Consider the following 21,420-nt stretch of genomic DNA (forward strand, 5'->3'; position numbering starts at 1 on the left):
CTGGGAGAGACGCGACGACATCCACGAAGCGTTCCTCGGCCTCGCCGTCTGCCTGATCACCCACCGTCACGTTCGACGCCTTTGTTAGGACCTCTAAGGCCTACCCGTCCGCGTCGGTCGTGGACGGACGCGGCACTCGGCCGGGCGCCGTCACAGCGCCACAGGAAATGGGAGCGGCACCACCAGGACAACGACGCACGCCCGGCCCAGGTCACGAAACAGTCGGTGCCCATGGGACTTTAGCCCTTACAGGGTGGTGGGAGGCACCTTGGACGCAAAGGCACTCCGCGGGGCGCTCGGCTGGGAGGACGACACCTGGCGCAGTACCTGGGCCAGGTCTCGGTGTATCCGGTCGGCTTCCCCGCGGACCTGGACGGGGATGTCGCCGCGTTCGGCGACGAGGCGGTCGTAGACGGGCGTCTGCTGGAACACGGTGGGGCGTTTCCCTTCAGCGGCGGTTCGGGACTGGCGCAGCATACGGGCCCGGTCGTGCCCCGGCTGGAGGCGGGCGGGTCAGGCCAGGAGGGCGGGAGCCGGCTGCACGTCGGGGGTTCGAACGGTTCGTCACACGCGGTGGCGGTACGCAGCCCCGATTCCCGCTGAGGTCCCGTCGCTGCCCGAGCCGATAGCGAAATGTCCGGAGCATCACCTTCGCCGATGGGGGGGCGACGCTGGGTCCGTCAGGTCCGCCCGGCCTGACGGACCGGGCGGGGCGGTTCGTGTCCGTTGGTTCCTACGCGGTGACCTCGCGGTAGATCTGGGCGCCGTTGACCATGTCGATGCCGACACCCGGCGTGTAGGCCCCGCGGGCCTCCTCGTCCCGGTCGTGGGGGAGGCGTGCGCGGTCGGCGCGGGCGAGCGCGGCTCGAAGGGCTGCGGCGTCGAGGTCGGTGCAGTAGGCGGGGGAGCCGGGCTCCATGCGCCAGGAGTCGGACAGCGGTCCCGCGTCGACGGCGTCGAAGCCGGTGTCATCGATCAGCTGCATCACCACCTTCTTGGCGGCCGTGTCGTCCCCGGCCGCGGGCAGGGCGATCCGGTCGGGGTGTCCCTGGGCTTGTCCCTTGGTGGCGAGGGTGAGGGAGAAGACGGTGTTCCACGCCTTGATGACGGGGCGGCCGATCTGCGTGCTGATCCAGGTGCTCTGGGCGGTGGTGTCGTCGAGGCCCTCGGCGACATATCCGCCGAGCGGATAGTAATTGGACATGTCGACGATGACCGTGGAGGCGGGTGCCTGGCGCAGGTCCCCGGCCAGCGTAGGGACGACCCCGAAGGGAACCGAGAGCACGATGACGTCGGCGTGCGCTACGGCGTCGGCGGTCGATGCTGCCGCGCGGGCGTGGAGTTCGTCGTTCAGCTCCTTCAGGGATTCCGGGCCGCGGGAGTTCGCCAGGGTGAGCGTGTGGCCGGCGCGCGAGAGTACACGGGCGAGCTCGCTTCCGATGTTCCCGGTTCCGATGACCGTGATGTCCATGGGTTCTCCTGTTCGTTTCGCCGGCCCGCTGGTGCCAGACCAGGCGGTGCCGCTTTCGGGCACCGGGCTTTGTGCGGGTCCCCGCTGCGGGAAACGGGCGTCGCCTCGCGAGGTGGCTCGGTCCAGCCCCGTGCAGTGGCGGAGTGCTTGTTCCGGGAACAGGGCTACGACGCCACCACGGTCGACCACATCGCTGAGCGGGCGGGCGTCTCCCAGCGGACCTTCTTCCGGTACGCCGGGACAAAGGAGGACCTGGTCCTGGGTGAGTTCGAACGGCAAGGCGAGCGCATGGTGGACGTCCTGCGGTCGCGTCCGGCAGCGGAAAATCCCTGGACATCCCTGCGCCACGCCTTCGAGGTGGTCGTCGCCTCTCGCGGCGAACCGTCCGATCGCGACCGGGCCAAGCTCATGTATTCGATCATCGAGTCCAGCCCAGCCCTGCGTGCCGCATACCTCGACCGGATGGACCTCATCCAGCGCGGGCTCGTCGACGTCCTTCTGGAGCGCTCCACCGGAACCGACAGCCGTGTCCTCGCCCGCGCTCTCGTCGGGGCCGCTTTCGCCGCCCTCAACGCCGTCATGGAAGCGTGCGACCCCGACAGCAACGGCCCGGACACCTTCGCCGCCGACCTCGACCACGTCCTGGCCCAACTGGAACCCACCAGCATCCGGAACTGACCCAGCGCCGACCGGGCCAAGGGGCATCACCAGCTCACGCCACCGCCAAAATCTCCGACCGGCCGGCGCACGGGGCCTTTTCCTTTCCGTATTTGCCGCATTGGGCGATCCGGCCTCGCGGGTCTATTACGACAAAAAGATTGCGCAGAGCAAGCACCACACCCAGGCCCTGCTCTGCCCCGCCGGACGGCTGGCCGACGTCTTGTTCCCGACGTTCCGCGACGGAACCTTCTACGAGCCGCAGCCGAGGGCCGCAGTCACCTGTCGGCGTACGCCTGAACGTGGATCAGCCCCGTACAGGTGAACGTGCTCAGTCGATGATGCGCTGACCCACGGGTTCTCGTCAGCCCGCAGTGGACGGCGACAGCGCCGGACGGCCGGGCACTTCTCATGCCACCTTGATGACAACCTTGCCCGAGGCGTGACCGTTCTCGACGGTGGCCAGGGCGGCCGGGGCGTCGGAGAGCGGATGGACGGCGGTGATCACGGGTGCGAGGAGCCCGTCGAGGGCCAGCCGGGCCGACCGCTCCAGGTTCTCGCGGTCGACGCGACGCTCGACGAAACGTCCACCGAGATCGGGCACGGACATGTCACCCACAGCGATGACGTTGCGGGCATCCTGGGCCAGCGGCGCGACCGTCCGCAGCGAGGTGCCGCCGACCAGGTCGACGATCCCGTCGAAGCCGTCCGGAACCAGCTCGCGTGCCGCGGCGGCGACGTCCTCGGCGGTGTAGTCGACGAACCGCACCCCGATGGCCTCGGCGTGCTCGCGCTTGGCGGTACTCCCGGTGCCGATCACGCGCAGCTCGCGGCCGATGGCCAGCCGGGCGACGGCGAGGCCGACCCCGCCCCCGACTCCGTTGACCAGGACCGTGGCACCGGCCGGGAGGCTGAGCTGGTCGAGCACGTCCACCGCGGTCGTCCCGGCTACTGGCAGCGTTGCCGCCACGGTCGCGGACAGACCCTCCGGGATGCGCGCGGTGTTCGGCGCGGACAGCACCGTCGTCTCGGCGTAGGTGCCGCCACCGGTGAGCGCGAAGCCGAAGACCGCGTCACCCACCTCAAGCCCGTTGACGTCCTCGCCCCGGGCGAGAACGGTTCCGGCTGCCTCCATGCCCAACACGCGAGGAAACGGACGCCCGCCGTCCAGCCCGTCGACCAGACCGGAGCGCAGAAGGTGGTCGAGGGGATTTACGCCGGCGACGTCGACCCGGATCAGCACCTCGCCGCGACCGGGGACAGGATCGGGACGATCGAAGTACTCCTGCACCTCGGGCCCGCCGTACCTGCCAAAACCCCATGCCTGCCCCATCTTCCGCCGCCTCTCGTACGACCGGCCCGGTGATTCCGGGCGCTGTCGCCATCCTCACCTCTGACATTGATGTGAGGGGCAACCGGCTGAGATGCAGATCACAGCATCAGGCCGACCGCGTCACCGGTTCCGGGGCCGGGGCCGGGGCCGGGGCCGTGGACAGCTTCGCCCGGTGTCGGCGGTTGCCCCTGATCAGCACGTCGAGTGCATCCCGGGTCTCGATCAGGTGCGCGATGTCGGCGTCGATCCGGTCGCGCTCGCGCATCATCGCCGTGAACGTCTCCTCGGCGACGCCCAAGTCACCCGGGACGTCCACACACGGCAGCACAGTCGCGATCACACTGCTGGACATACCCGCGTCGAACAGCTGTCGAATGAGTGACACGCGCTGGACCGCAGCATCGGAATAGTGACGCTGCCCTGCGCCGGAGCGTGAGCTGGTCAGCAGGCCCTGCTCTTCGTAGTACCGCAGTGAGCGCGGACTCACGCCCGTGCGCTTGGACAACTCGCCTATCCGCATCCCTGAGAGCCTACGCCTGCGTGCTACAGGTTCAGACCGCCGTCGAACCATGGGCGCTCGCGGACACCCCTGCAGCCGCAGAGGCGTCCTCCCGGTCCCACGACTGAGGGAGCGAACGCCACCAGGCAGGCGATCCTCGCCGCGGCTAGTACCCGCTTCACGAGCGACGGGTTCACCGCGGCCCCTTCCGGCGAGTCGCGGCCGACGCCGGCGTCGACGCGTCATTGGTGATGCAGTTCTTCCGGTCGAAGAACGAGTTGTTCGCTGCCGTGATGTCGGTTCCTGGAAAGGCACTGGAACGTTTCAGCGCTGCGTTCGCAGGGACGGACGATCACCTGGGGGAGCGCGTCGTCCGGGCCCCGGCCCGGACGAGTGGGAGACCGCCGCGGCCCGGTTCGGGCCGCACCCTCTGGTCGTCGAGGACGCCCACAAGGGGCACCAGCGGGCGAAGCCGGAGCGCTACGGCGACACGAGGAAGGCAGCGATGCAAGGCTCACCTTTCCTTGACGGGCAGGATCCACACCGCTCGTTCACTGCCAGGACGCGGCCGCCTTCGTGGGAGAAGTCGGATACGCCGAGCCGGCGGCGCATCCCGGAACGCTTGACCAGTGGCGGATCGACATGCGCCTCGACGGCCGGCACGACGAAAGCCGGCTCGAGCATTCCCAGACCAGCCTGACCAGCCTGGCGAGGAAGCGACCGCCATGCTCCTGCGCTGCATCGGCTGCGGAGTCCACCTGGGACGTTCGCCGCCACGGCGGAAGCGGCGTCACTTCACCGGGCTGCCGTCGGGGTGGGCGCCGTGCAGGCAGTGCGTGAGCACCCGGCGGCGCCCCAGGAGGTAGTCGCGGACGTACGGTGCCAGGAGGGCGCCGAGCAGGGGAGCGAGCAGGTAGACCCACAGGAACGTGTACTGGCCGGAGGCGAGCGCGGGGCCGAACTGGCGGGCGGGGTTGACGCTACCGCCGGTGAGCGTGCCCAGCAGGGCGATGGCGAGGCTGATGAGGAGGCCCACGAGGTAGGGGATGTAGCGCGCGAGCCGTGGAACTGAGAGGAACAGCCCCACGAGCAGCACGATGACGCCCATGGAGGCCGCCTCGGCCAACAGGAGCCACGCCGCCGACCAGCCCGGTGCGGGCTGCAGCGCCGCGTAGGCCACCGGCGGCCCGCTCACGGTACCGCCCCACAGACCCCGCGCCGCGAACACACCGAGCAGGGAGCCGGTGAGCTGGGCCGCGACGTACGGGGCCACCGACGTGCCCGGGAAGACCCCGAAACGCCACATCGCGAAGGAGATCGCCGGGTTCATGTGCCCGCCAGACCGCTTGCCGAGAGGACTGAGAATCAGCCCGGTGACGAGCAGGCCGACCGCCGCACCGACGACGAGCAGCTTCAGCCGGATGCCGGGGATCGCGTCGGACAGGGCGGACGGACCGACGACCCACCGCACGATGGTCGTCACGCCGAGCATCAGGAAGAAGGTCAGGAAGAACTCCTCGGAACTGTGCCGGACGAGCGAGAGGCGTGCGGTGGGGCCGTTCATGCGGTGCTCCAGATGCGCTGGGTCTGACGTCCCGGGATCACAGGACGAAGCAGGTGTCGAAGATCTCGGTGCGCGCTTCGGGGATGAATCCGCGCTGCGCGCGCCACTGGCGGTGCTGCTCGGATTCGGCGACGGCCTGGCCCAGGAGTTCGGCCTGGCGGCCGCCGGCGATGCTGGGCTTGGCGGTGGCCTGGTAGCCGCCGTAGTGGGCGACCGGGCTCCACTCCGGGCGGAGGGGAGGAAGCGCCTCGTCGAGGCCCTCGTACGCGCCGGCGGCGTAGACGATGCGGCCCCCGACGACCGTCAGCAGTGACTCGATGTGCGGGATGTCCTGCTCCGGCACGGTGAAGAAGTCGTCGGAGAGGACGGTCAGGTCGCCGTAGCAGCCGGGGCGCAGGACACCCTTGACGTCGCCCTCACCGGTCAGCTCGGCGCCGCCCCGGGTGTACATGGCCAGCGCCGTCTCACGGTCGACGAGGTTGGCCGGCGGGCGGATGGTCAGGTTGCCGACCGTCTTGCCGGAGACGAGCCAGTGCAGGGCGACCCAGGGGTTGTAGGAGGAGACGCGGGTGGCGTCCGTGCCGGCGCCCACGGTCAGGCCACGGTCCAGCATCGCCCGTACCGGTGGGGCCTGTTCGGCCGCCGTGGCGCCGTACCGCCGGACGAACGCCTCGCCCTGGAAGGACAGCCGGTTCTGGACGGACAGGGCCCCACCGAGCGCGGCGATGCGGTCCAGGCTCTGCGGGGAGACGGTCTCGGCGTGGTCGAACAGCCAACGGTTGCCGGCGGGGAAGAGTCCCTGCGCGGCGAGCTTCTCGAACACCGCGAGGTCGCGTCGGATCGTCTCGTCGTACGTGGCGTGGAGGCGAAAGCCCCAGCCGTTCTCGGTCAGCAGCCGCACCGCTTCCTCGAACTCACTTTCGTAGCTGCCCAGTTGTGGGCGAGGCTCGGTGAAGTTCTCGAAGTCGGCAGCCGCCCAGGTGAGGTTCTCACCGGCGCCGTTGAGGCGCAGCCACTCGTCGCCGTCGCCGGGCTTGATCATCTCGATCCAGCGCTTGAGGTCGGCTATCTCCTGACCGGCGGTCTGGGGGAAGAGGTGGTAGGCGATCCGCAGGGACAGCCTGCCCTCGTTGGCCAGCTCGGTGACCGTGCCGTAGTTCTCGGGGAAGTTCTGGAATCCGCCCGCGGCGTCGATGGCCGATGTCAGACCGAACCGGTTGAGTTCGCGCAGGAAGTGGACCGTTGAGGTCTTCCTGTCCTCTCCCTCCGGCAGCGGGCCCTTGGCCAGCGTCGAGTACAGGAGCATGGCGCTGGGGGCGGCCAGCAGCATGCCCGTCGGCTCACCGTCGCGGCCGCGGACGATCTGCCCGCCCTTGGGATCGGGGGAGTCCTTGGTGATTCCGGCGGCTTTGAGCGCGGCCCGATTGAGGATCGCGGACTGGTACAGGTGCAGCACGAACACGGGGGTGTCCGGTGCCGCCGCGTTCAGTTCCGCGACGGTCGGCAGCCGGCGTTCGGCGAACTGCTCGCCACTCCAGCCGCCCACCACGCGCACCCACTGCCCCCTGGGTGTACGGCCGGCCTGCTCGCGCAGCATCGAGAGTCCCTGCCGCAGCGTCGGAACACCGTCCCAGCGCAACTCGAGGACGTAGTTGAGACCACCGCGGATGACGTGCAGGTGTGAGTCGTTGAGACCGGGGACGATCCTGCGGCCGAGTGCGTCTACCACACGAGTGCGTGTGCCGATGAACGGTGTCATGTCGACGTCGTCACCGATGGCGGTGATACGGCCGTCCCGGATGGCGACGGCATCGGCCTGCGGACGGGCGGGGTCGGCGGTGTACACCTTGGCGTTGCGTACCACCAGGTCGGCGGCGACGCCGTCGACAGCGGTGGGGACGAGCCCACCGACGGGAATCGTAGACATGGGACATCTCCCGGAAAGTTGGTCAGGAAAGGGGTGGAATGGCGTGATGGCAGGTGCCGCTGCGCGAGCCGGCCCGCGGAGGAGGGGTGAACCGGCCCGATCACACGTTGCGGGGCTCTGCCTCGGGGGCGCGCCGCAGGACGAGCGCCGTGGCCATCACGCCCGAGCCGCTGAGCAGCAGGGGCCAGGCCAGCCCGTGGTGGAGGACGAGCCAGGCTCCCAGCAGAGCACCGAGGAGGACAGCGAGGACGGCCGTGACGCGGCGTCCGGCCCGTCGGTTGTCGCCGCCCGCCGGTGAGGAGTCGAAGGCCAGTCCGGTGACGGTGAGGGTGAGCACGGTCGTCGTCATGTCCGGCACTGCCAGCCTGCGCACGGTGCCGTTGCGTATACCCATCGCCACCGCAGTCAGGATGATCAGCGGGTAGCGCGCCTGGTGCGGGGCGGCGAAGGCCACCGCCGCGGCCGAGAGCAGCAGCACCGCCTCGAGGATCAGCGAGAGGCACAGCCAGCGGCGCTGGGGGAGTTCGCGCAGCGCCAGGTTCAGGCGTCCCGCGACGACCGCTCCGCCGCAGAACGCCGCGAGGGAGACCAGGGACGCGGCGAGTGAGAAGCCCGACGCCCCGGCCGCGGCGAATGCGATGATCACGACGTTGCCCGTCATGTTGGCCGTGAAGACGTGGCCGAGCCCGAGGTAACTGATCGCGTCGATGAGTCCGGTGACGACGGTCAGCGCGGTGAGAGAGACCGTCAGCCGGTCGCCGTGCGCCAGGGTTCGCCCGGGACCGCGGCTGTCGGGGGTGCTGCTCACAACGGGGTGCTCCTTCGTACGGTGCGGTGCCCTGTGTCCTTCGCCCCGGAGCGGGGCCGTGGACGAATCCGCACCCGGCGGCCGGGCCGGCGTGGTCGGCGGTCGCGGCCCTGGTCGGCGGGCCGGGGGCACCCTGTACTGCCCCCGGCCCGCCGGGTTCGGGTGGCTCAGCCGGCGGCGCCCTCGCCGAGGAAGCGCTGCGCGTAGACGAGGCCGAGGCCGTAGGCACCGTCGTGCGCCTTGACCGTCTCGACGACGGCGTCGTAGGTGTCGAAGCGGGCCCAGTCACGCTGCAGCTCCAGCAGGGCCGGGATCCAGTCGATGACGTCGGCGCCGGCCTTGGTCATGCGCTGCAGGGCGTGTTCGTGGGTCGCCGGGCTCAGACCACCGCAGGCGTCGGCGACGACGTAGACCTCGTAGCCCTGGGCCAGCGCGGACAGGGCCGGCAGCACGATGCACACCTCGGTCCACAGGCCGGCCAGGACGATCTTCTTGCGGCCCGTCGCCTTGACGGCCTCGATGACAGAGCTGTCCTCCCAGCAGTTCATCGTGGTGCGATCGATGACCGGTTCGTCGGGGAAGACCTCGGTGAGCTGGGGCAGCAGCGGACCGGAGAAGGTCTCCGACGCCACGGTCGTCAGGATGACCGGCACCTGGAACGTCTTCGCGGTCTTGGCCAGCCCGACCGTGGAGTTCATGATCGCCGTCCGCGCACTGCTGCCGACTCCGAAGAACATCTGGGGCTGGTGGTCGATGAACAGGAACACCGAGTTGTCCGGCGTCAGCAGATCCGCGCTCGGGGTCGGGGTTGCCACGATCTCGGTGCCGGTGACTTCGCGGTTCAGGCTCATGGATCTTCTCGTCTCTCGCTGTCGGAGGGGGCGCGACAACGCGTCGCACTTTGCTCCGTATTTGCTTTCGGCGAGTAGACCGGAGAGGCCGAAGTTGTGTGACACGCGCTGCCGCGACGGGCCGGTCCCACCGACTCGCCGACCGCCGCCCGCGGCAGCAGGAGCCGATGTCACGGTACGGGCGGGCCGCCGGCGCAGTGCCCCGTGCCCGGCAGTGGCTCGCTCCGTGGCCGAACCCGGTATGCGGCGGAAGAACGGACGGGAGCGCCGCGCTGCAGTGGCCGACGGCGTGACGTGTCACAGAAGCGGACCCTGTCCTGTCTCTCTGCCGCTACCTGAATTTTCAAGGAGCAAAGATCTCCGTGAGCACCGCGGCCGTCGGAACCCGTACAGGGCGTGCCGTCCGGGCAGCGGCAGCCTCCAGCAGCGTGCGCCCCGGGGACGATGACTTCCTGGTCGGCCTCGACAGCGGGTGGCTGAGGACTCGTGAGCAGGACAGGAAGCAGCACATGACCGTGAACGCGACATCGGCCGGAGAACTGCCGCAGGCGGTGTTCGATCCCGCGCGCTTGGCGGCGGTGGCGGATTCGGGGCTGCTGGACACCGGGCCGGAGGGGACGTTCGACGACATCGCGCGGCTCGCCCTGGCGGTCACCGGTGCTCGGATGGCGTTCTTCACCGTCGCCGACGGATGGCGGTCCGTCTGGAAGAGCGCGGTCGGCGTGGACCCGGCGGCCGAGCGCGGGAACGACATCCGCGACAGCCCGTGCCACCTCCTGATCGGTACTGGCAAGGAGCTCATCGCGCCGGACGCGAGAACCGACCCGCGTGTCAGGGACCTCCCCGCCGTCGACGTGCTGGGCATCGGAGCCTGGGCGGGCTATCCGGTGATCTCGCCCGGCGGACACGTACTGGGCGGGTTGTGCGTGATCGACGAGGACGCCCGGCCCTTCACCCCGCAGCAGTCTGAGGCCCTGCGCATCCTCGCGCGCTCGGTGTCCTCCGAGATCGCGTTGCGCCAGGCCCTGCGCGAGGCCCAGGCCGCGGGCAGCGCTTCGGCGGCGTTGGCCCGGACGCTGCAGGACAGCCTGCTGCCCCCCTGTCTGCCACGGGCGCCCGGCCTGGACGTGGCCGCGACGCACCTGCCGGCCGACGCCACCGGCGCCATCGGGGCCGAGGTGGTCGGCGACTTCTACGACCTGTTCGAGACCCGGGGCAGGAAATGGTCGGCGGTCATGGGCGATGTGTGCGGCAAGGGCCTCGACGCGGTAAAAGTCGCCACCCTCGCCCGGTACACCATCCGTGCCGCGGCCAATCAGCACGAGAACCCGGCCACCGTGCTGCACCGCTTGCACGACGACCTGGTCGATCAGCACGTCAGCGAACGCTTCCTGACCGCCGCCGTCGCCGTGTTCGAGCCCGGCCCCGAAGGGATCACCGGCCTCTACGCCAGCGCGGGGCACCCGCCGGCATTGATCCGCCGCGTGGACGGCACCGTGGAGGAACTGAACGCGACCGGCATCCTGCTGAGTCCTGACATCCCGGCGGCCCGGGACGACTTCGCCGACACCGCCTTCCGCCTGTGTCCCGGTGACGCTCTGCTGCTCTACAGCGACGGCATCACCGAAGCACGCGACCAGCACCGCGGCCCGCTCTTCGGCGCCGACCGCCTCGCGCGGGCGCTGGCCGCCACCCATGGCGCCGATGCCACTGAGACCCTCGACCGGCTCTGGGAAGCAGCCTCCGCCCACTCCGGCGGTCACTCCGTCGACGACACCGCCATGATGGTGCTGCGCGTCCTGCCCACCTAGGGCCCGTCGTTTGGATCATCTGTAGTTGGCCAGGGCTGCTGACTGGAGAGTCGATCGCGGTACCGATTGTGGCGTACGCGTCGGCGCGCAGGACTTCCGCAAGGGCTCATTGGACCAGTTCGATTTGGGGGTGGGACGGGTCGGCCGGGCAGGCGTGGAGCTGGAGGCTGGAGCCGCGGGCGATCCCGATCAGGGTGAAGTTCGCGGGCGGAGTGCCGAGGAGGAGTGGAGTCGGGTTGGTCCGCTCCTCCTCAGGGGCCCAGCTGTCGCTGCCGGCGTCCCATTCGAGGGTGGCGATGGTGAGGAGCGGGAGCGCCTCGGTGCCGCACTCCGGGCAGCGGCGGGGCATGGGGTCGGACAGGCCCCAGCGAGACCAGCCGCCGGTCTTCCAGCCGGGGGAAGTGGACAGTTCGCTCTCGTAGAACTCGCGCGGGCTGGCGGGGCAGGAGCCGTCCCACCGGCTCGGGTCGCCCAGCTCCTGCCGCAGCTCCTCGTCCAGCTCCATGAAGGCGGGGTACTCCGTGACACGCTCCGGTGCCAGCAGGGACGGCTCCGGGAGATAGCCCTGGGACTTGATCGCGGGTGGTTCGGGCGGCGTGTCGAGGACGTCGGTGACGGTGCTGGCGGAGCGCCAGAAGACCGCGGTGCGGGGGTGGCTGGGGTGGTCGAAGGGGCACCACAGGACCTGCAGGAGGTCGGCCCCGGGCGGGCTGAACGGGAGAGGGACGTCGCGGGCGTACAGCTGGGCGACAGGGAGCAGGGGTACCGGGTCCTCGGGCCAGGGGCGGCCCTGGAGGATCCGCTTCTCGGTGGCCAGTTCCTCGGGCGTGGGCCGGGAGGCCGGGCTGCCGAGGTGCCGCCGGCTCGTTACCGCCGCTTGGTTGGTGCGGAGGAGCCGGATGTCGTCCGGGGACAGAACCCTGCGCGTCGCACCCCTCTCGTGCGGCTCGTCGCAGTGCGGCCACGGCTCGTCGGCGGGCCACAGGAGCGGCCCGCCGACGGAGCTGTCGCGCACGGTCGGCGACCCGGGCCGCGGGTGCAGCCGGGTCGTCGTCCGCGCCAGCGGGGCCAGTTGAGGAAAGAGCGCGGTCACGTCGACTGGCCGCGGTGGGGTGGTACGGATGGCGGTCATGGCGGTGATGCTGCCAGCAGCGTCTGACAATGGGTGTACCGATCCACGTCAGGTGACACCGCACAGTTCCCTGAGTCAGCAGGCAGACCAGAGAAAGATCCCAGCACTATGGAGTCCGGCCAGGTAGATGGTCGCGGTCTTCTCGTAGCGCGTGGCGATGCCGCGCCACTGCTTCAGGCGGTTGATGCACCGTTCGACAGTGTTGCGCCGTTTATAGGTCTCGCGGTTGAGGCCGGCGGTCTCCCGCCCCGGCCGCCCCGCCGCAGCCGATGGCCACGTTGATCTGCTGGCACGGGAATCACCGCACGGATGCCGCGCTTCCTCAGGTGGTCGCGGATCGCGCGCGAGGAATATGCCTTGTCGGCCATGACTACGTCTGGCCTGGTTCGGGGCCGTCCGCGGCGACGCGGTACACGGAGGCCGGCCATGACGTCCAGGAAGGTGGGTGCATCGCCCGCTTGGCCGCCGGTCAGAATGAACGCGAGGTGACGACAGCGGCCGTCGGCAGCAAGATGGATCTTCGTTGTAAGTCCCCCGCGCGACCGGCCGATGGCGTGGTCGTGCGGCTCGGCCGCTGGAGCCCCCTTTTGCGGGCCCCAGCGGCATGCTGATGAGCGCGCACGATTGTGGAGTCCACCGAGACGACCCAGTCAAGCTCACTGTCGGCGTCGGCCTGGGCCACCAGCGCCGTGAACACCCGCTCCCAGGTGCCATCGACGGCCCACATCCGCAGCCGGTTGTAGACACCTCGCCAGTTCCCGTACCTCTCCGGCAGATGGACCCACTGCGTTCCCGTCCGGAACCTGAAGGCGATCGCGTCGATCACCTCACGGTGGTCCCGCCCACGGCCACCCCTCTTCGGCGTCCGATCCGGAAGTAACGGCTCGATCCGCGCCCACTGGGCGTCAGTCAGCGACATGTCCAGATCAACGAAACTGCCTAGCGCCTCGACCGGTGACCGTTTGCCGACCGGGTGCCAGGGACGGATGCGCAACCACAGCCTGAGCGGCGGGAGTGGTCGGCACGCCGGGTGAGCTGACCATGACCTGGGCGCCGGCGTTTCCGCTGGAGTCGTTCCCCAACTGCTCCGGGAGAACCCGGCGTTGGTGCGCTTCGTGCCGGAGTCGTCAGGGGCCGGCCGATGTCCCGTTTCACATCGAGCCAGGTGACGCCGAGTCGAGGCCCCGGTCATCGGAGTGGTACTCGCCGAAGTCCGTGGTGTGACCGGCCGAAACAGCTGTATGTGATCAGCCTGTCAAGCGATGACTCTCCGGCCCGGCGAGACTAGCGACGAAGTCGTCGACCATGGCGATCTGCACGTCCTGGGGAAACCGTCCAGGGTCGAAAAGGGATTGGACGACGAGTCCGTGGACGAAGGCGACGACGACGGCGCTCAGTTGACCCGTGTCGGCCGTCGCGGGGATCTCCCCGAGGCCACGTGCCGTCTCCAGATGAGGGCGGAAGCCGTCGCGCAACCGCGCGTATCGGTCGCCCTGTTGCGCGGCCAGCGTCTCGTCGGCGAGCGACAGGTCCCAGGAGCCGACCCAGACGCGGTTGCGGGCGGTGTCGGTCGGCGTGAGCGGCAGGATGTCGAGCAGCATGGCCCGCACGGTGGAGAGGCCGTCGGCGGGGGGAGTACGGCGCGGGCGTTCGGCCGTGTCCTGTTCCAGCAGGTCCAGCGCGTGTGTGACGAGGGCCCGCTTGCTCGGGAAGTAGTGCGTCAGCAGGCCGGTCGAGACGCCCATCTCGGCGGCGACGGCGCGCAGTGTCAAACCACCGAATCCCTTGGCGGCAAGGACGCGCCACACCGCCTCGGACACGTCCTTGCGTCGGGCTTCGTGATCTCCGGGTGCGGGGGGCGCCATGCCGCTAGCCTACATACCAAACGCTTGTTACGCACCTCCTCGCCGTGTGACCGCGGGCAGCTCCTCCGCCGGCGGCACCGGCCGTCCCGACCCGGAAGGCGGAAAGCCCATGTTCACCCACCCGCTCGACGAACGCGCACAACTGCGACCCCTGGAGCCCTGGCAGGCCCCGGAGTTCCTGGCGCACATCGACCGGGCCCGCCCCCTGGTCGACCCGTGGATCCCGTGGGCGTCCCTCACCACCGACCTGGCCTCGGCCAGGTCGACCCTCCAGCGCTACTCCGATCTCTCGTCCTCCGACAGCGGCCGCATATACGGGATATGGCTGGACGGAGTGCTCGTCGGCGGCGTCATGTTCACCCGCTTCGACGCCTCCTCGGGCGTGTGCGAGATCGGCTGCTGGTTGGAGGAGGCCGGGCAGGGCCGGGGACTGGTGACCCGCGCGTGCCGGGCACTGATCGACTGGGCCTTCACCGAGCGCGGAATGAGCAGGGTCGAGTGGTGGGTCGCCTCGGGCAACACCCGCAGCATCGCGTCCGCCCGCCGCCTGGGCATGACCCGCGACGGCGTGCTCCGGCAGCGCTACCCGTACCGGGGGGTGCGCCACGACAGCGAGGTGTGGTCGGTCCTGGCGCAGGAGTGGGCGCCGGCGGAGGTTCGGTCCACACGCGAGCCCGAGCCCGAGGCCGAGGCCGAGGCCGAGGCCGCGTCCGGCGACCAGGCGGACATCGACCGGCTGATGGGCCTGTTCATGGACTCCTTCACCAACACCGGCGGAAGGCACCCCGATCTGGACATCATCCGCGAACTCTTCGTCCCGGAGGGCCGGATCATCTCCAACATCGGGAACGACCCCGTGATCATGGATGTGGACGCGTTCATCGAACCGCGTCGCAAGATACTCACCGACGGCACGCTGACGGAGTTCTCCGAGTGGGAGGTCTCCCAGCGCACCGAGATCTTCGGATCGGTCGCGCACCGGTTCAGTGAGTACCGCAAGTCCGGCGTCCGGGACGGAGCACCTATCGACGGACACGGCCACAAGACCACCCAGTTCCTCCGGACCCGAGACGGCTGGAGGATGTCCTCCATGGCCTGGGACGACGAACCGGCCCGCCGCCCCGAGTGACGGGCGCACCCGGCTCCCCGGCCGATTCCCGGAACCGCGGGCGGCCGGGTTCCGGGTACCACGGCAGTCACATGCCGAGGACGCGGCGTACGGCTTCGCCCGCGTTCACGCTCCGTACGCGGGCCACGACGAGGACGCCCAGGGTGCGTGCGGTTGCCGCCTCACTCCCTTACGCCCTGTTGAGCGGCGGATGCCGCCCCCGTGACGGTCCGGATGGCCATGCCCCACTGGCACAGCGCGGAGACGGCGCCCACCCCAAGGCGGACGGTCTTGTCCGGGCCGTTCGTGAGCCGTACGGCGAGGCCCGACGCTCCGGTCGCGGGCAACAGGGCCGCCGTCACTCGCAGTCGGGGCTGCTCGAACCCCGTTGCGAGCGGAAGGAAAGGGAGCCCGACGACAACCGCGACCAGCGGGGGTGAGTCCCGGGGTCACGGGGTCCGCACACCACGGCGATGGCGACGATCAGCAGCCACTGGAGGCCGTTGACCTGATGGAACCGCCGATGTCGGCCGGCGGGGAACGGGCCGCCTGCCGATGAAATGAGATAGCGGCGCGCGGCGAACCTCCGTCCCACCGTGACGGCACAGCCGGCCGCCACGACCTCGACCAGGCGCGCAACGCCGTCGAATGCGCTGGTGGCCAGCAGCCGCCAGCCGAGCCCGAACAACGCGAGGAACCCCACCCCTGTTTGAACATGATCGGCACCCCCCAAGCGGAAGCGCTGCCCGCCGGCCCAAGGAATGCCGACATCTGAGGAGCCATCGCCTTGCGCCTCTTCGAACGTGTCGCGCGCGCATAGGCTGGTGCGCATGATCCCAGTGGAGGAGGAACGCCCGCGCGCCCCGCTCGCGGGGGCCTCGCGTCGGTGGGTGCGGCTGCTGCCATGGGCGGTGGCGTTCGTGCTGAGCGTCGCCCTGCTGCCCACGACCATCGTGGTCCTCACCGCCGACTACGGCCTGAACGGGGGAGTCGCCGCAGGGCTGGCCGTCGCGCAGGCCGCGCCGCTGCTGCTCGCCGTCGTACGGCCGCTGCAGGCCTGGTACGTGGTCTTCACCGCGGACGTGGCCGGCTCGCTCGTCCTGCTCACCGTCGACTTCCAGGAGCGGCTGCTGTGGCCGTTCCCGCCCATGGAGATCGTCGGATACGTCGGCCTCTGCCTCGCCCTCGGCCTGCGCGAGCCGCGCCGGACGCTGCTGCTGGTGTGGCTGGCCACAGCGGGAGCGAACGTGGCCCTGGGCTTCGCCGCGCCGCACGGTTTCAGCGCCAAGGGCCTGCTGCTCACCATCCTCGGGGGCGTCACGCTGCTGCTCGGCGGGGTGCTGCGCGAGCGGTCCGAGGTACAGCGCAGGCTGGTCGAGCAGGAGACCATCAGCGAGGCTGAGCGGGACCGTCGGACGCTGCTGGAGGAGCGCGCCCGGATCGCCCGCGAGCTGCATGATGTGGTGGCCCACCACATGTCCGTCATCACGGTGCAGGCGGACACCGCGGAGTACCGCCTCGACACGCTCCCGCAGGACGTGCGGGAGGAGTTCACCTCCATCGCGGCGACCGCGCGCCAGTCGCTCGGCGAGATGCGGCGCCTCCTCGGCGTGCTGCGCAACGAGGAGGCACGCGGCGAGCTGGTGCCCCAGCCGGGCCTGGCGCAGATCGGGCAGCTGGTGGAGGCGACGGCGCGGGCCCGCGGCCCAGTGGAGTTCACCCCCTGCGACGTCGAAGTGCCCGAGGCGGTCGGCCTGTCCGCGTACCGGATCACCCAGGAGGCCCTGGCGAACGTCGTGCGGCACGCGCCCGGTGCCCGCACACAGGTGTCCCTGTCGGTGACGGAGCCCGATCCGGAGCAGGGCGCGCGGCTCACCCTCCTGATCATCAATGGGCCCCCGCCGGAGCCGCCCGCCGAGCCCCTCGAATCGAGCGGCACCGGGCACGGCCTTGTCGGCATGCGCGAGCGCGTACGGATCATCGGCGGCACCCTCGACACGGGTCCGCTCCCGGACGGCGGCTTCCGGGTCGCCGCCCAGTTTCCCCTGACCGAAAGAGACCTGACGTGACAACGCGTGTCATCATCGTCGACGACCAGGCCATGGTGCGGGCCGGCTTCGCCGCGCTGCTGGCCGCCCAGAGCGACATCGACGTGGTGGGGGAGGCCCCCGACGGCGCCAAGGGTGTCGAACTGAGCCGGCGTACCCATCCCGACGTCGTGCTGATGGACGTCCGGATGCCGGAGATGGACGGCCTGGAGGCCGCGCGCCGCCTCCTGGACCCGCCGGCGGGGGTCACACACCGGCCGCGCGTCCTGATGCTCACCACGTTCGACGTCGACGACTACGTCTACGAGGCGCTCCGAGCAGGCGCAAGCGGGTTCCTGCTCAAGGACGCGCCGCCGGCCGACCTGATCGCGGCGGTCCGAGTGGTGGCCTCGGGCGACGCGCTGCTCGCTCCCTCGGTGACGCGGCGCCTCATCGCGGACTTCGCCAAGCAGCGTCCCACCACACGGGGCAGGCCGGCGCTGCGGCTCAAAGGGCTGACGGAACGCGAGACCGAGGTCCTCACCTTGGTCGCCCGCGGTCAGTCCAACACGGAGATCGCCCAGACCCTCGTGCTGGCAGAGCAGACGGTGAAGACGCACGTCAGCCGCATCCTCACCAAGCTCGACCTGCGCGACCGCGCACAGGCGGTGGTCTTCGCCTACGAGTCGGGGCTGGTGACCCCGGGCGACTAGGACCGCCCGGCCCCCGGCCCTCCTTCACCCCCTACCGGGGTAGCACTTCCACCTTGGCTCCCCGGTATGACGCCCGGCGCACGGCCGTCCCCGCACTCTTCACGCGTCACAGAAAGCGCGCGTAAGAGGGAGACGGGACATGAGGCTACGCAAGGGCAAGCGGCAGAAGGCGGACGACCGGCCGGAGGTCGACGACCGGCCCGGGGTTTCGGCAGCCACGCCCGGTCTCGCCGTCGAGCTGCGCGACGTCCGGCGGCAGTACGGTCGCGGGGCGGGCACGGTGCACGCCCTCTCGGGCGTCGACCTCGCCCTGCCGCGCAGCACGTTCACCGCGGTCATGGGACCGTCCGGGTCCGGCAAGTCCACCTTCCTCCAGTGTGCCGCCGGGCTGGACCGGCCGACCGCCGGATCCGTGTTCCTGGGCGGCACGGAGATCACCGGCATGAGCGAGGACGAGCTGACCGAACTGCGCCGCAGCCGCCTGGGGTTCGTCTTCCAGGCCTTCAACCTGCTGCCGTCGCTGACCGTGGAGCAGAATGTGCTGCTGCCCATGCGTCTCGCCGGGCAGCGTCAGGACCACCGCCGGGCGGCCGCGGTGCTCGCGCAGGTCGGACTGGCCGACAAGGCGGGGCGCCGGCCCGGGGAGCTCTCCGGCGGCCAGCAGCAGCGCGTGGCCGTCGCCCGAGCGCTGGTCACGTCTCCGGACGTGATCTTCGCGGACGAGCCGACGGGTGCCCTGGACACCGGCACCGCCACCGAGGTCCTCGGCTTGTTGCGGAACGCCGTCGACCAGCTCGGTGCCACCGTCGTGATGGTCACCCACGACCCGGCCGCGGCCGCCTGGGCCGACCGAGTGCTCTTCCTCGCCGACGGCCGCTTCGCCGACCGCATCGAGCGCGGTTCCGCGCAGCAGATCGCGGCGCGGATGACGGCGCTCACCGCCCGTACCGCTCCCGTGGGCGCCATGGCGGGGACGGCGGCATGAAACTGAAGCCCAACGGGCTCGCCCGCGCGGCCGTCCGCTTCAAGCCCGCCTCCTTCGCGGGGACCTTCGTCGTGCTGATGATCTCCGCACTGATCGTCTCGGCCTGCGGCATCCTGCTGGAGACCGGCCTGCGCGCGTCGGTGCCGGCGGAACGCTATGCCAAGGCGCCGGTCGTCGCGGCGGCCGACCAGTACAAGTACGTCGTCACGGGGAGCGGCGAGGACCGCGAGAAGGAAGCGGTGCCACTGCCGGACACGGCACGCGTGGACGCCGCTCTCGCGGACAAGGCCGCTCGCGCGGACGGGGTGCAGGCGGCGGTGCCCGACTTCACCTTCCCGGTGCGGGCGACAGGTGAACTGCCCGTCGAGGGTGGCGTGCTGACCGCGCACGGGTGGGGCTCGCACGCCTTCACCGGCTCCACGCTGACCGCGGGAGGCGCGCCGGCCGAGGGCGAGGTCGTGCTCGACACCGACACGGCCCGCGCCGCGAAGGCCGGGGTCGGCGACACCGTCGTGCTCCAGACCGCCGCCGGGCAGCGGGACTTTCGCGTCGCGGGCATCGCCACGGCCGGACCGGCGGACACCAGCAAGGAGGCCGGGCCCCTCGCCTGGTTCGCCGACAGCCAGGCCTCCGCACTCGCCGGCCATCCCGGCCAGGCGGACGCCATCGCCGTGCTCGCGAAGCCCGGAACCGATGTCGACGCCCTCGCCGGCTCCGTCAAGCAGGCCCTGACAGGATCCGGCGCCCAGGTGCACACCGGCGACGACCGCGGCGCCATCGAGGATCCAGGCCTCGCCTACGCCAAGGACACCCTCTTCGGTATCGGCGGCCCGTTCGGCGGGATCGCCGCCCTCGTCGCGATCTTCACCGCGGCCGGGACCGTGGCGCTGTCGGTCGGACAGCGCGCCCACGAATTCGCCCTGCTGCGTGCCATCGGAGCCACCCCGCGGCAGATCCGCCGCGCGGTCGCGTTCGAAGCCCTGCTCGTCGCGCCACTGGCCGGGATCCTCGGCGCACTGCCCGGCATCGGGCTCGCAAGCTGGTGGCTGGGGCAGTTGCAGGACCGCGGCGCGGTCCCCGAGGCCGTACCACTGCACGTCTCCGGCATGCCCCTCCTTGTCGCCGTCGGTGCCGGGCTCCTGACCGCACTCGGCGCCGGCTGGGTCGCCGGTCGCCGGCCGGCGAAGACCAAGCCGGGGCAGGCGCTCGCCGAGGCGTCGGTGGAGCGGCTGCGGCCGGGTGTCGTCCGTACCGTCCTCGGTGTGGTCGCCCTGGCCGGTGGCGCGGCGCTCACCGGCGTCGCGGCCGGTTCCACCGGTGACGGCGCCGCCGGTGCCGCCCTCGGTGTCGTCATGTCCTTCATGCTCGCCGTCGGACTGCTCGGCCCGCTGGTCGCGCGGTTGTGCACGGCCTTGTTCAGCCTGCCGCTGCGCGGTAGCGGGCCCACCGCCTGGCTCGCGGCCGCCAACTCCCGGACCAACTCCCGCCGTCTCGCCTCCGCGATCACCCCGATCGCGCTGGCCGTGGCCTTCGCCTCGACGCTCGTGTTCATGAACACGAGCGAGCGACACGTCGCTGACGAACAGCTGCGCGCGGGCATCACCGCGGACCACGTGGTCACCGGCCCGGCCGGGCTCCCGGTGGACGCGGTGCAGCGGGCGGCCCATGTGCCCGGCGTGGACGCGGCCGTCGGCCTGTTGAACGCACAGCTGCTGGTGCCGACCGGTTCCGGCGAGTTCAAGGCACTGCAGGGCACGGCGGCCCAGGGCGTCGCCGGGTCGGTGGCCGACCTCGCCGAGGTGCAGGACCTGGGCGTGACGCAGGGCAGCCTGGAGCGCGTCGGCGCCGGTCGCGTCGCCATCGGGAAGAACCTGGCGGACACGGCGGACGTCGGCATCGGTGACCGGCTTCCGCTGTACCTTCCCGACGGCACCAGGACTCGCCCGGAGGTCGTCGCGGTCTACGACCGAGGCCTCGGCCTCCCGGCAGTGACCATGGACCGCGCGTCCCTGGCCGGGCACACCACCTCCGGCTTCGACAGCACGCTGCTCGTCCGCGGCGGCACGCAGGCGTCACTCGCCGCCCTGGGCGAGGTCACCGATGCCTCCGGCTACGCCGCCGAGCAGAGTCTCGACGCCAGGACCGGCGCCTGGATGAACAACACCATGGCCGCGGTTCTCGGCGGCTTCGCTGCCGTCGCCGCCGCCAACACCCTGGTGATGACCGTCCTCGACCGCCGCCGTGAACTGGGCACCCTGCGCCTGGTCGGCTCCACCCGCCGCCAGGTCGTGCGGATGCTCGGCTGGGAGAGCCTGCTGGTGTCGGCCTCCGGCGTGCTCCTCGGCACCGCGATCGCCGCGGCCACGCTGTTCCCGATGATGAGCGGCATGACGGGGGAGGCGCCATACGCGCCCCCGCTGGTGTACGGCTCCTTCGCGGCAGCCGCCGGCGGGCTGACGCTGCTCGCGATCACGCTGCCGGCCCGTAGAGCCCTGCGCCGCTGGTCATAGCGCTCCTCGAGATCACACACCGCTACGGGGCGGGAACCCAGCACCACGCCGCGATCCCGCCCCTCGCGGTGGCGGCACAGAACGCACGGCTCCTGAACGGGGGGAGCCGCTACCGCGCCCTCGTACATCCCTACCGACCCGCGGCGCGCACTCCTGCCC

Annotated in this window: 18 protein-coding genes and 2 pseudogenes; 8 read left to right on the forward strand and 12 right to left on the reverse strand. The window is 70.9% G+C overall.

Annotation, left to right across the window (positions count from 1 at the left end; genetic code table 11):
- Nucleotides 1-246: 246 nt before the first annotated feature.
- Together ACGF5T_RS33005 and ACGF5T_RS33010 are read right to left on the reverse strand one after the other, a co-directional pair.
- Nucleotides 247-432 carry a hypothetical protein gene (locus ACGF5T_RS33005; RefSeq protein ID WP_361019556.1) on the reverse strand — a complete coding sequence of 62 codons (186 nt, stop codon included), beginning with the start codon at nucleotides 430-432 and terminating at the stop codon, nucleotides 247-249.
- Nucleotides 433-733: 301 nt separating this feature from the next.
- Complete coding sequence (locus ACGF5T_RS33010; protein WP_366769361.1) at nucleotides 734-1,471, reverse strand: NAD(P)-binding domain-containing protein; 738 nt, start codon at nucleotides 1,469-1,471, stop codon at nucleotides 734-736.
- A 147-nt stretch (nucleotides 1,472-1,618) separates the two neighbouring features.
- On the opposite strand from ACGF5T_RS33010, the gene ACGF5T_RS33015 reads away from it, so the two are divergent.
- Nucleotides 1,619-2,149 carry a TetR family transcriptional regulator gene (locus tag ACGF5T_RS33015; protein ID WP_366769360.1) on the forward strand — a complete coding sequence of 177 codons (531 nt, stop codon included), beginning with the start codon at nucleotides 1,619-1,621 and terminating at the stop codon, nucleotides 2,147-2,149.
- A gap of 70 nt (nucleotides 2,150-2,219) precedes the next feature.
- Nucleotides 2,220-2,453: pseudogene (locus ACGF5T_RS33020) on the forward strand (hypothetical protein); the annotation flags it as partial.
- Nucleotides 2,454-2,537: 84 nt separating this feature from the next.
- On the opposite strand, the gene ACGF5T_RS33025 reads toward ACGF5T_RS33020, so the two are convergent.
- The 6 genes from ACGF5T_RS33025 to ACGF5T_RS33050 form a co-directional block, all read right to left on the reverse strand.
- Nucleotides 2,538-3,461 (reverse strand): NADP-dependent oxidoreductase, encoded by a 924-nt coding sequence (locus ACGF5T_RS33025; protein ID WP_366769359.1) that lies wholly within the window; start codon nucleotides 3,459-3,461, stop codon nucleotides 2,538-2,540.
- Nucleotides 3,462-3,567: 106 nt separating this feature from the next.
- Complete coding sequence (locus ACGF5T_RS33030) at nucleotides 3,568-3,981, reverse strand: MerR family transcriptional regulator (protein WP_366769358.1); 414 nt, start codon at nucleotides 3,979-3,981, stop codon at nucleotides 3,568-3,570.
- Between the two features lie 769 nt (nucleotides 3,982-4,750).
- Entirely contained in the window at nucleotides 4,751-5,524 is a 774-nt protein-coding gene (locus tag ACGF5T_RS33035; protein ID WP_366769357.1) for an aquaporin, read from the reverse strand.
- A 37-nt stretch (nucleotides 5,525-5,561) separates the two neighbouring features.
- A complete protein-coding gene (locus ACGF5T_RS33040; RefSeq protein WP_366769356.1) occupies nucleotides 5,562-7,451 on the reverse strand; it encodes an amidohydrolase in 1,890 nt (629 codons plus the stop codon).
- A gap of 100 nt (nucleotides 7,452-7,551) precedes the next feature.
- Nucleotides 7,552-8,259, reverse strand: a complete 708-nt coding sequence (locus ACGF5T_RS33045; RefSeq protein WP_356609881.1) for a YoaK family protein — start codon at nucleotides 8,257-8,259, stop codon at nucleotides 7,552-7,554.
- A 167-nt stretch (nucleotides 8,260-8,426) separates the two neighbouring features.
- Nucleotides 8,427-9,110, reverse strand: a complete 684-nt coding sequence (locus ACGF5T_RS33050; RefSeq protein WP_361019544.1) for a hydrolase — start codon at nucleotides 9,108-9,110, stop codon at nucleotides 8,427-8,429.
- A 509-nt stretch (nucleotides 9,111-9,619) separates the two neighbouring features.
- On the opposite strand from ACGF5T_RS33050, the gene ACGF5T_RS33055 reads away from it, so the two are divergent.
- Nucleotides 9,620-10,921 (forward strand): GAF domain-containing SpoIIE family protein phosphatase, encoded by a 1,302-nt coding sequence (locus tag ACGF5T_RS33055; RefSeq protein WP_366769355.1) that lies wholly within the window; start codon nucleotides 9,620-9,622, stop codon nucleotides 10,919-10,921.
- A 106-nt stretch (nucleotides 10,922-11,027) separates the two neighbouring features.
- Here ACGF5T_RS33055 and ACGF5T_RS33060 read toward each other — a convergent pair whose 3' ends face one another.
- The 3 genes and pseudogenes from ACGF5T_RS33060 to ACGF5T_RS33070 all read right to left on the reverse strand — a co-directional run bounded on the left by ACGF5T_RS33060 (nucleotide 11,028) and on the right by ACGF5T_RS33070 (nucleotide 13,918).
- Nucleotides 11,028-12,053, reverse strand: coding sequence for a hypothetical protein (locus tag ACGF5T_RS33060; RefSeq protein WP_356609875.1), 1,026 nt, complete (start codon nucleotides 12,051-12,053; stop codon nucleotides 11,028-11,030).
- 75 nt (nucleotides 12,054-12,128) lie between these two features.
- Nucleotides 12,129-12,972, reverse strand: a pseudogene (locus tag ACGF5T_RS33065) (IS5 family transposase).
- Nucleotides 12,973-13,300: 328 nt separating this feature from the next.
- Nucleotides 13,301-13,918 carry a TetR/AcrR family transcriptional regulator gene (locus ACGF5T_RS33070; RefSeq protein WP_366769171.1) on the reverse strand — a complete coding sequence of 206 codons (618 nt, stop codon included), beginning with the start codon at nucleotides 13,916-13,918 and terminating at the stop codon, nucleotides 13,301-13,303.
- Nucleotides 13,919-14,027: 109 nt separating this feature from the next.
- Between ACGF5T_RS33070 and ACGF5T_RS33075 the strand changes: the two genes are divergently transcribed.
- The gene (locus ACGF5T_RS33075; RefSeq protein ID WP_366769169.1) at nucleotides 14,028-15,047 is read left to right on the forward strand and encodes a GNAT family protein; all 1,020 of its coding nucleotides are present in this window, start codon (nucleotides 14,028-14,030) and stop codon (nucleotides 15,045-15,047) included.
- Nucleotides 15,048-15,384: 337 nt separating this feature from the next.
- Here ACGF5T_RS33075 and ACGF5T_RS33080 read toward each other — a convergent pair whose 3' ends face one another.
- On the reverse strand, nucleotides 15,385-15,858 hold the full coding sequence (locus tag ACGF5T_RS33080) for a hypothetical protein (protein ID WP_366769168.1): 474 nt from the start codon (nucleotides 15,856-15,858) through the stop codon (nucleotides 15,385-15,387).
- Here ACGF5T_RS33080 and ACGF5T_RS33085 point away from each other — a divergent pair.
- From ACGF5T_RS33085 to ACGF5T_RS33100, 4 genes are all read left to right on the forward strand, one after another.
- Complete coding sequence (locus ACGF5T_RS33085; RefSeq protein WP_366769167.1) at nucleotides 15,857-17,095, forward strand: histidine kinase; 1,239 nt, start codon at nucleotides 15,857-15,859, stop codon at nucleotides 17,093-17,095. The genes ACGF5T_RS33080 and ACGF5T_RS33085 overlap by 2 nt on opposite strands.
- Nucleotides 17,092-17,766: a response regulator transcription factor gene (locus ACGF5T_RS33090; RefSeq protein ID WP_361019529.1), complete on the forward strand. Its 675-nt coding sequence runs from the start codon at nucleotides 17,092-17,094 to the stop codon at nucleotides 17,764-17,766. The genes ACGF5T_RS33085 and ACGF5T_RS33090 overlap by 4 nt, the downstream gene beginning before the upstream one ends.
- Before the next feature lie 139 nt (nucleotides 17,767-17,905).
- Entirely contained in the window at nucleotides 17,906-18,751 is an 846-nt protein-coding gene (locus ACGF5T_RS33095) for an ABC transporter ATP-binding protein (RefSeq protein WP_366769166.1), read from the forward strand.
- Nucleotides 18,748-21,261 (forward strand): FtsX-like permease family protein, encoded by a 2,514-nt coding sequence (locus ACGF5T_RS33100; protein WP_366769165.1) that lies wholly within the window; start codon nucleotides 18,748-18,750, stop codon nucleotides 21,259-21,261. Before ACGF5T_RS33095 ends, ACGF5T_RS33100 begins: the two co-directional genes overlap by 4 nt.
- Nucleotides 21,262-21,420: the final 159 nt, after the last annotated feature.

It is taken from the genome of Streptomyces sp. NPDC047853 (genome assembly GCF_043204535.1).
Classification (GTDB): Bacteria; Actinomycetota; Actinomycetes; order Streptomycetales; family Streptomycetaceae; genus Streptomyces.

Bases quoted from the DNA above. Each gene is read 5' to 3' on its own strand.
- ACGF5T_RS33010 (WP_366769361.1), bottom strand. From the start codon at position 1,471: ATGGACATCACGGTCATCGGAACCGGGAACATCGGAAGCGAGCTCGCC.
- ACGF5T_RS33025 (WP_366769359.1), bottom strand. From the start codon at position 3,461: ATGGGGCAGGCATGGGGTTTTGGCAGGTACGGCGGGCCCGAGGTGCAG.
- ACGF5T_RS33030 (WP_366769358.1), bottom strand. From the start codon at position 3,981: ATGCGGATAGGCGAGTTGTCCAAGCGCACGGGCGTGAGTCCGCGCTCA.
- ACGF5T_RS33035 (WP_366769357.1), bottom strand. From the start codon at position 5,524: ATGAACGGCCCCACCGCACGCCTCTCGCTCGTCCGGCACAGTTCCGAG.
- ACGF5T_RS33040 (WP_366769356.1), bottom strand. From the start codon at position 7,451: ATGTCTACGATTCCCGTCGGTGGGCTCGTCCCCACCGCTGTCGACGGC.
- ACGF5T_RS33050 (WP_361019544.1), bottom strand. From the start codon at position 9,110: ATGAGCCTGAACCGCGAAGTCACCGGCACCGAGATCGTGGCAACCCCG.
- ACGF5T_RS33055 (WP_366769355.1), top strand. From the start codon at position 9,620: ATGACCGTGAACGCGACATCGGCCGGAGAACTGCCGCAGGCGGTGTTC.
- ACGF5T_RS33060 (WP_356609875.1), bottom strand. From the start codon at position 12,053: ATGACCGCCATCCGTACCACCCCACCGCGGCCAGTCGACGTGACCGCG.
- ACGF5T_RS33070 (WP_366769171.1), bottom strand. From the start codon at position 13,918: ATGGCGCCCCCCGCACCCGGAGATCACGAAGCCCGACGCAAGGACGTG.
- ACGF5T_RS33075 (WP_366769169.1), top strand. From the start codon at position 14,028: ATGTTCACCCACCCGCTCGACGAACGCGCACAACTGCGACCCCTGGAG.
- ACGF5T_RS33085 (WP_366769167.1), top strand. From the start codon at position 15,857: ATGATCCCAGTGGAGGAGGAACGCCCGCGCGCCCCGCTCGCGGGGGCC.
- ACGF5T_RS33080 (WP_366769168.1), bottom strand. From the start codon at position 15,858: ATGCGCACCAGCCTATGCGCGCGCGACACGTTCGAAGAGGCGCAAGGC.
- ACGF5T_RS33095 (WP_366769166.1), top strand. From the start codon at position 17,906: ATGAGGCTACGCAAGGGCAAGCGGCAGAAGGCGGACGACCGGCCGGAG.
- ACGF5T_RS33100 (WP_366769165.1), top strand. From the start codon at position 18,748: ATGAAACTGAAGCCCAACGGGCTCGCCCGCGCGGCCGTCCGCTTCAAG.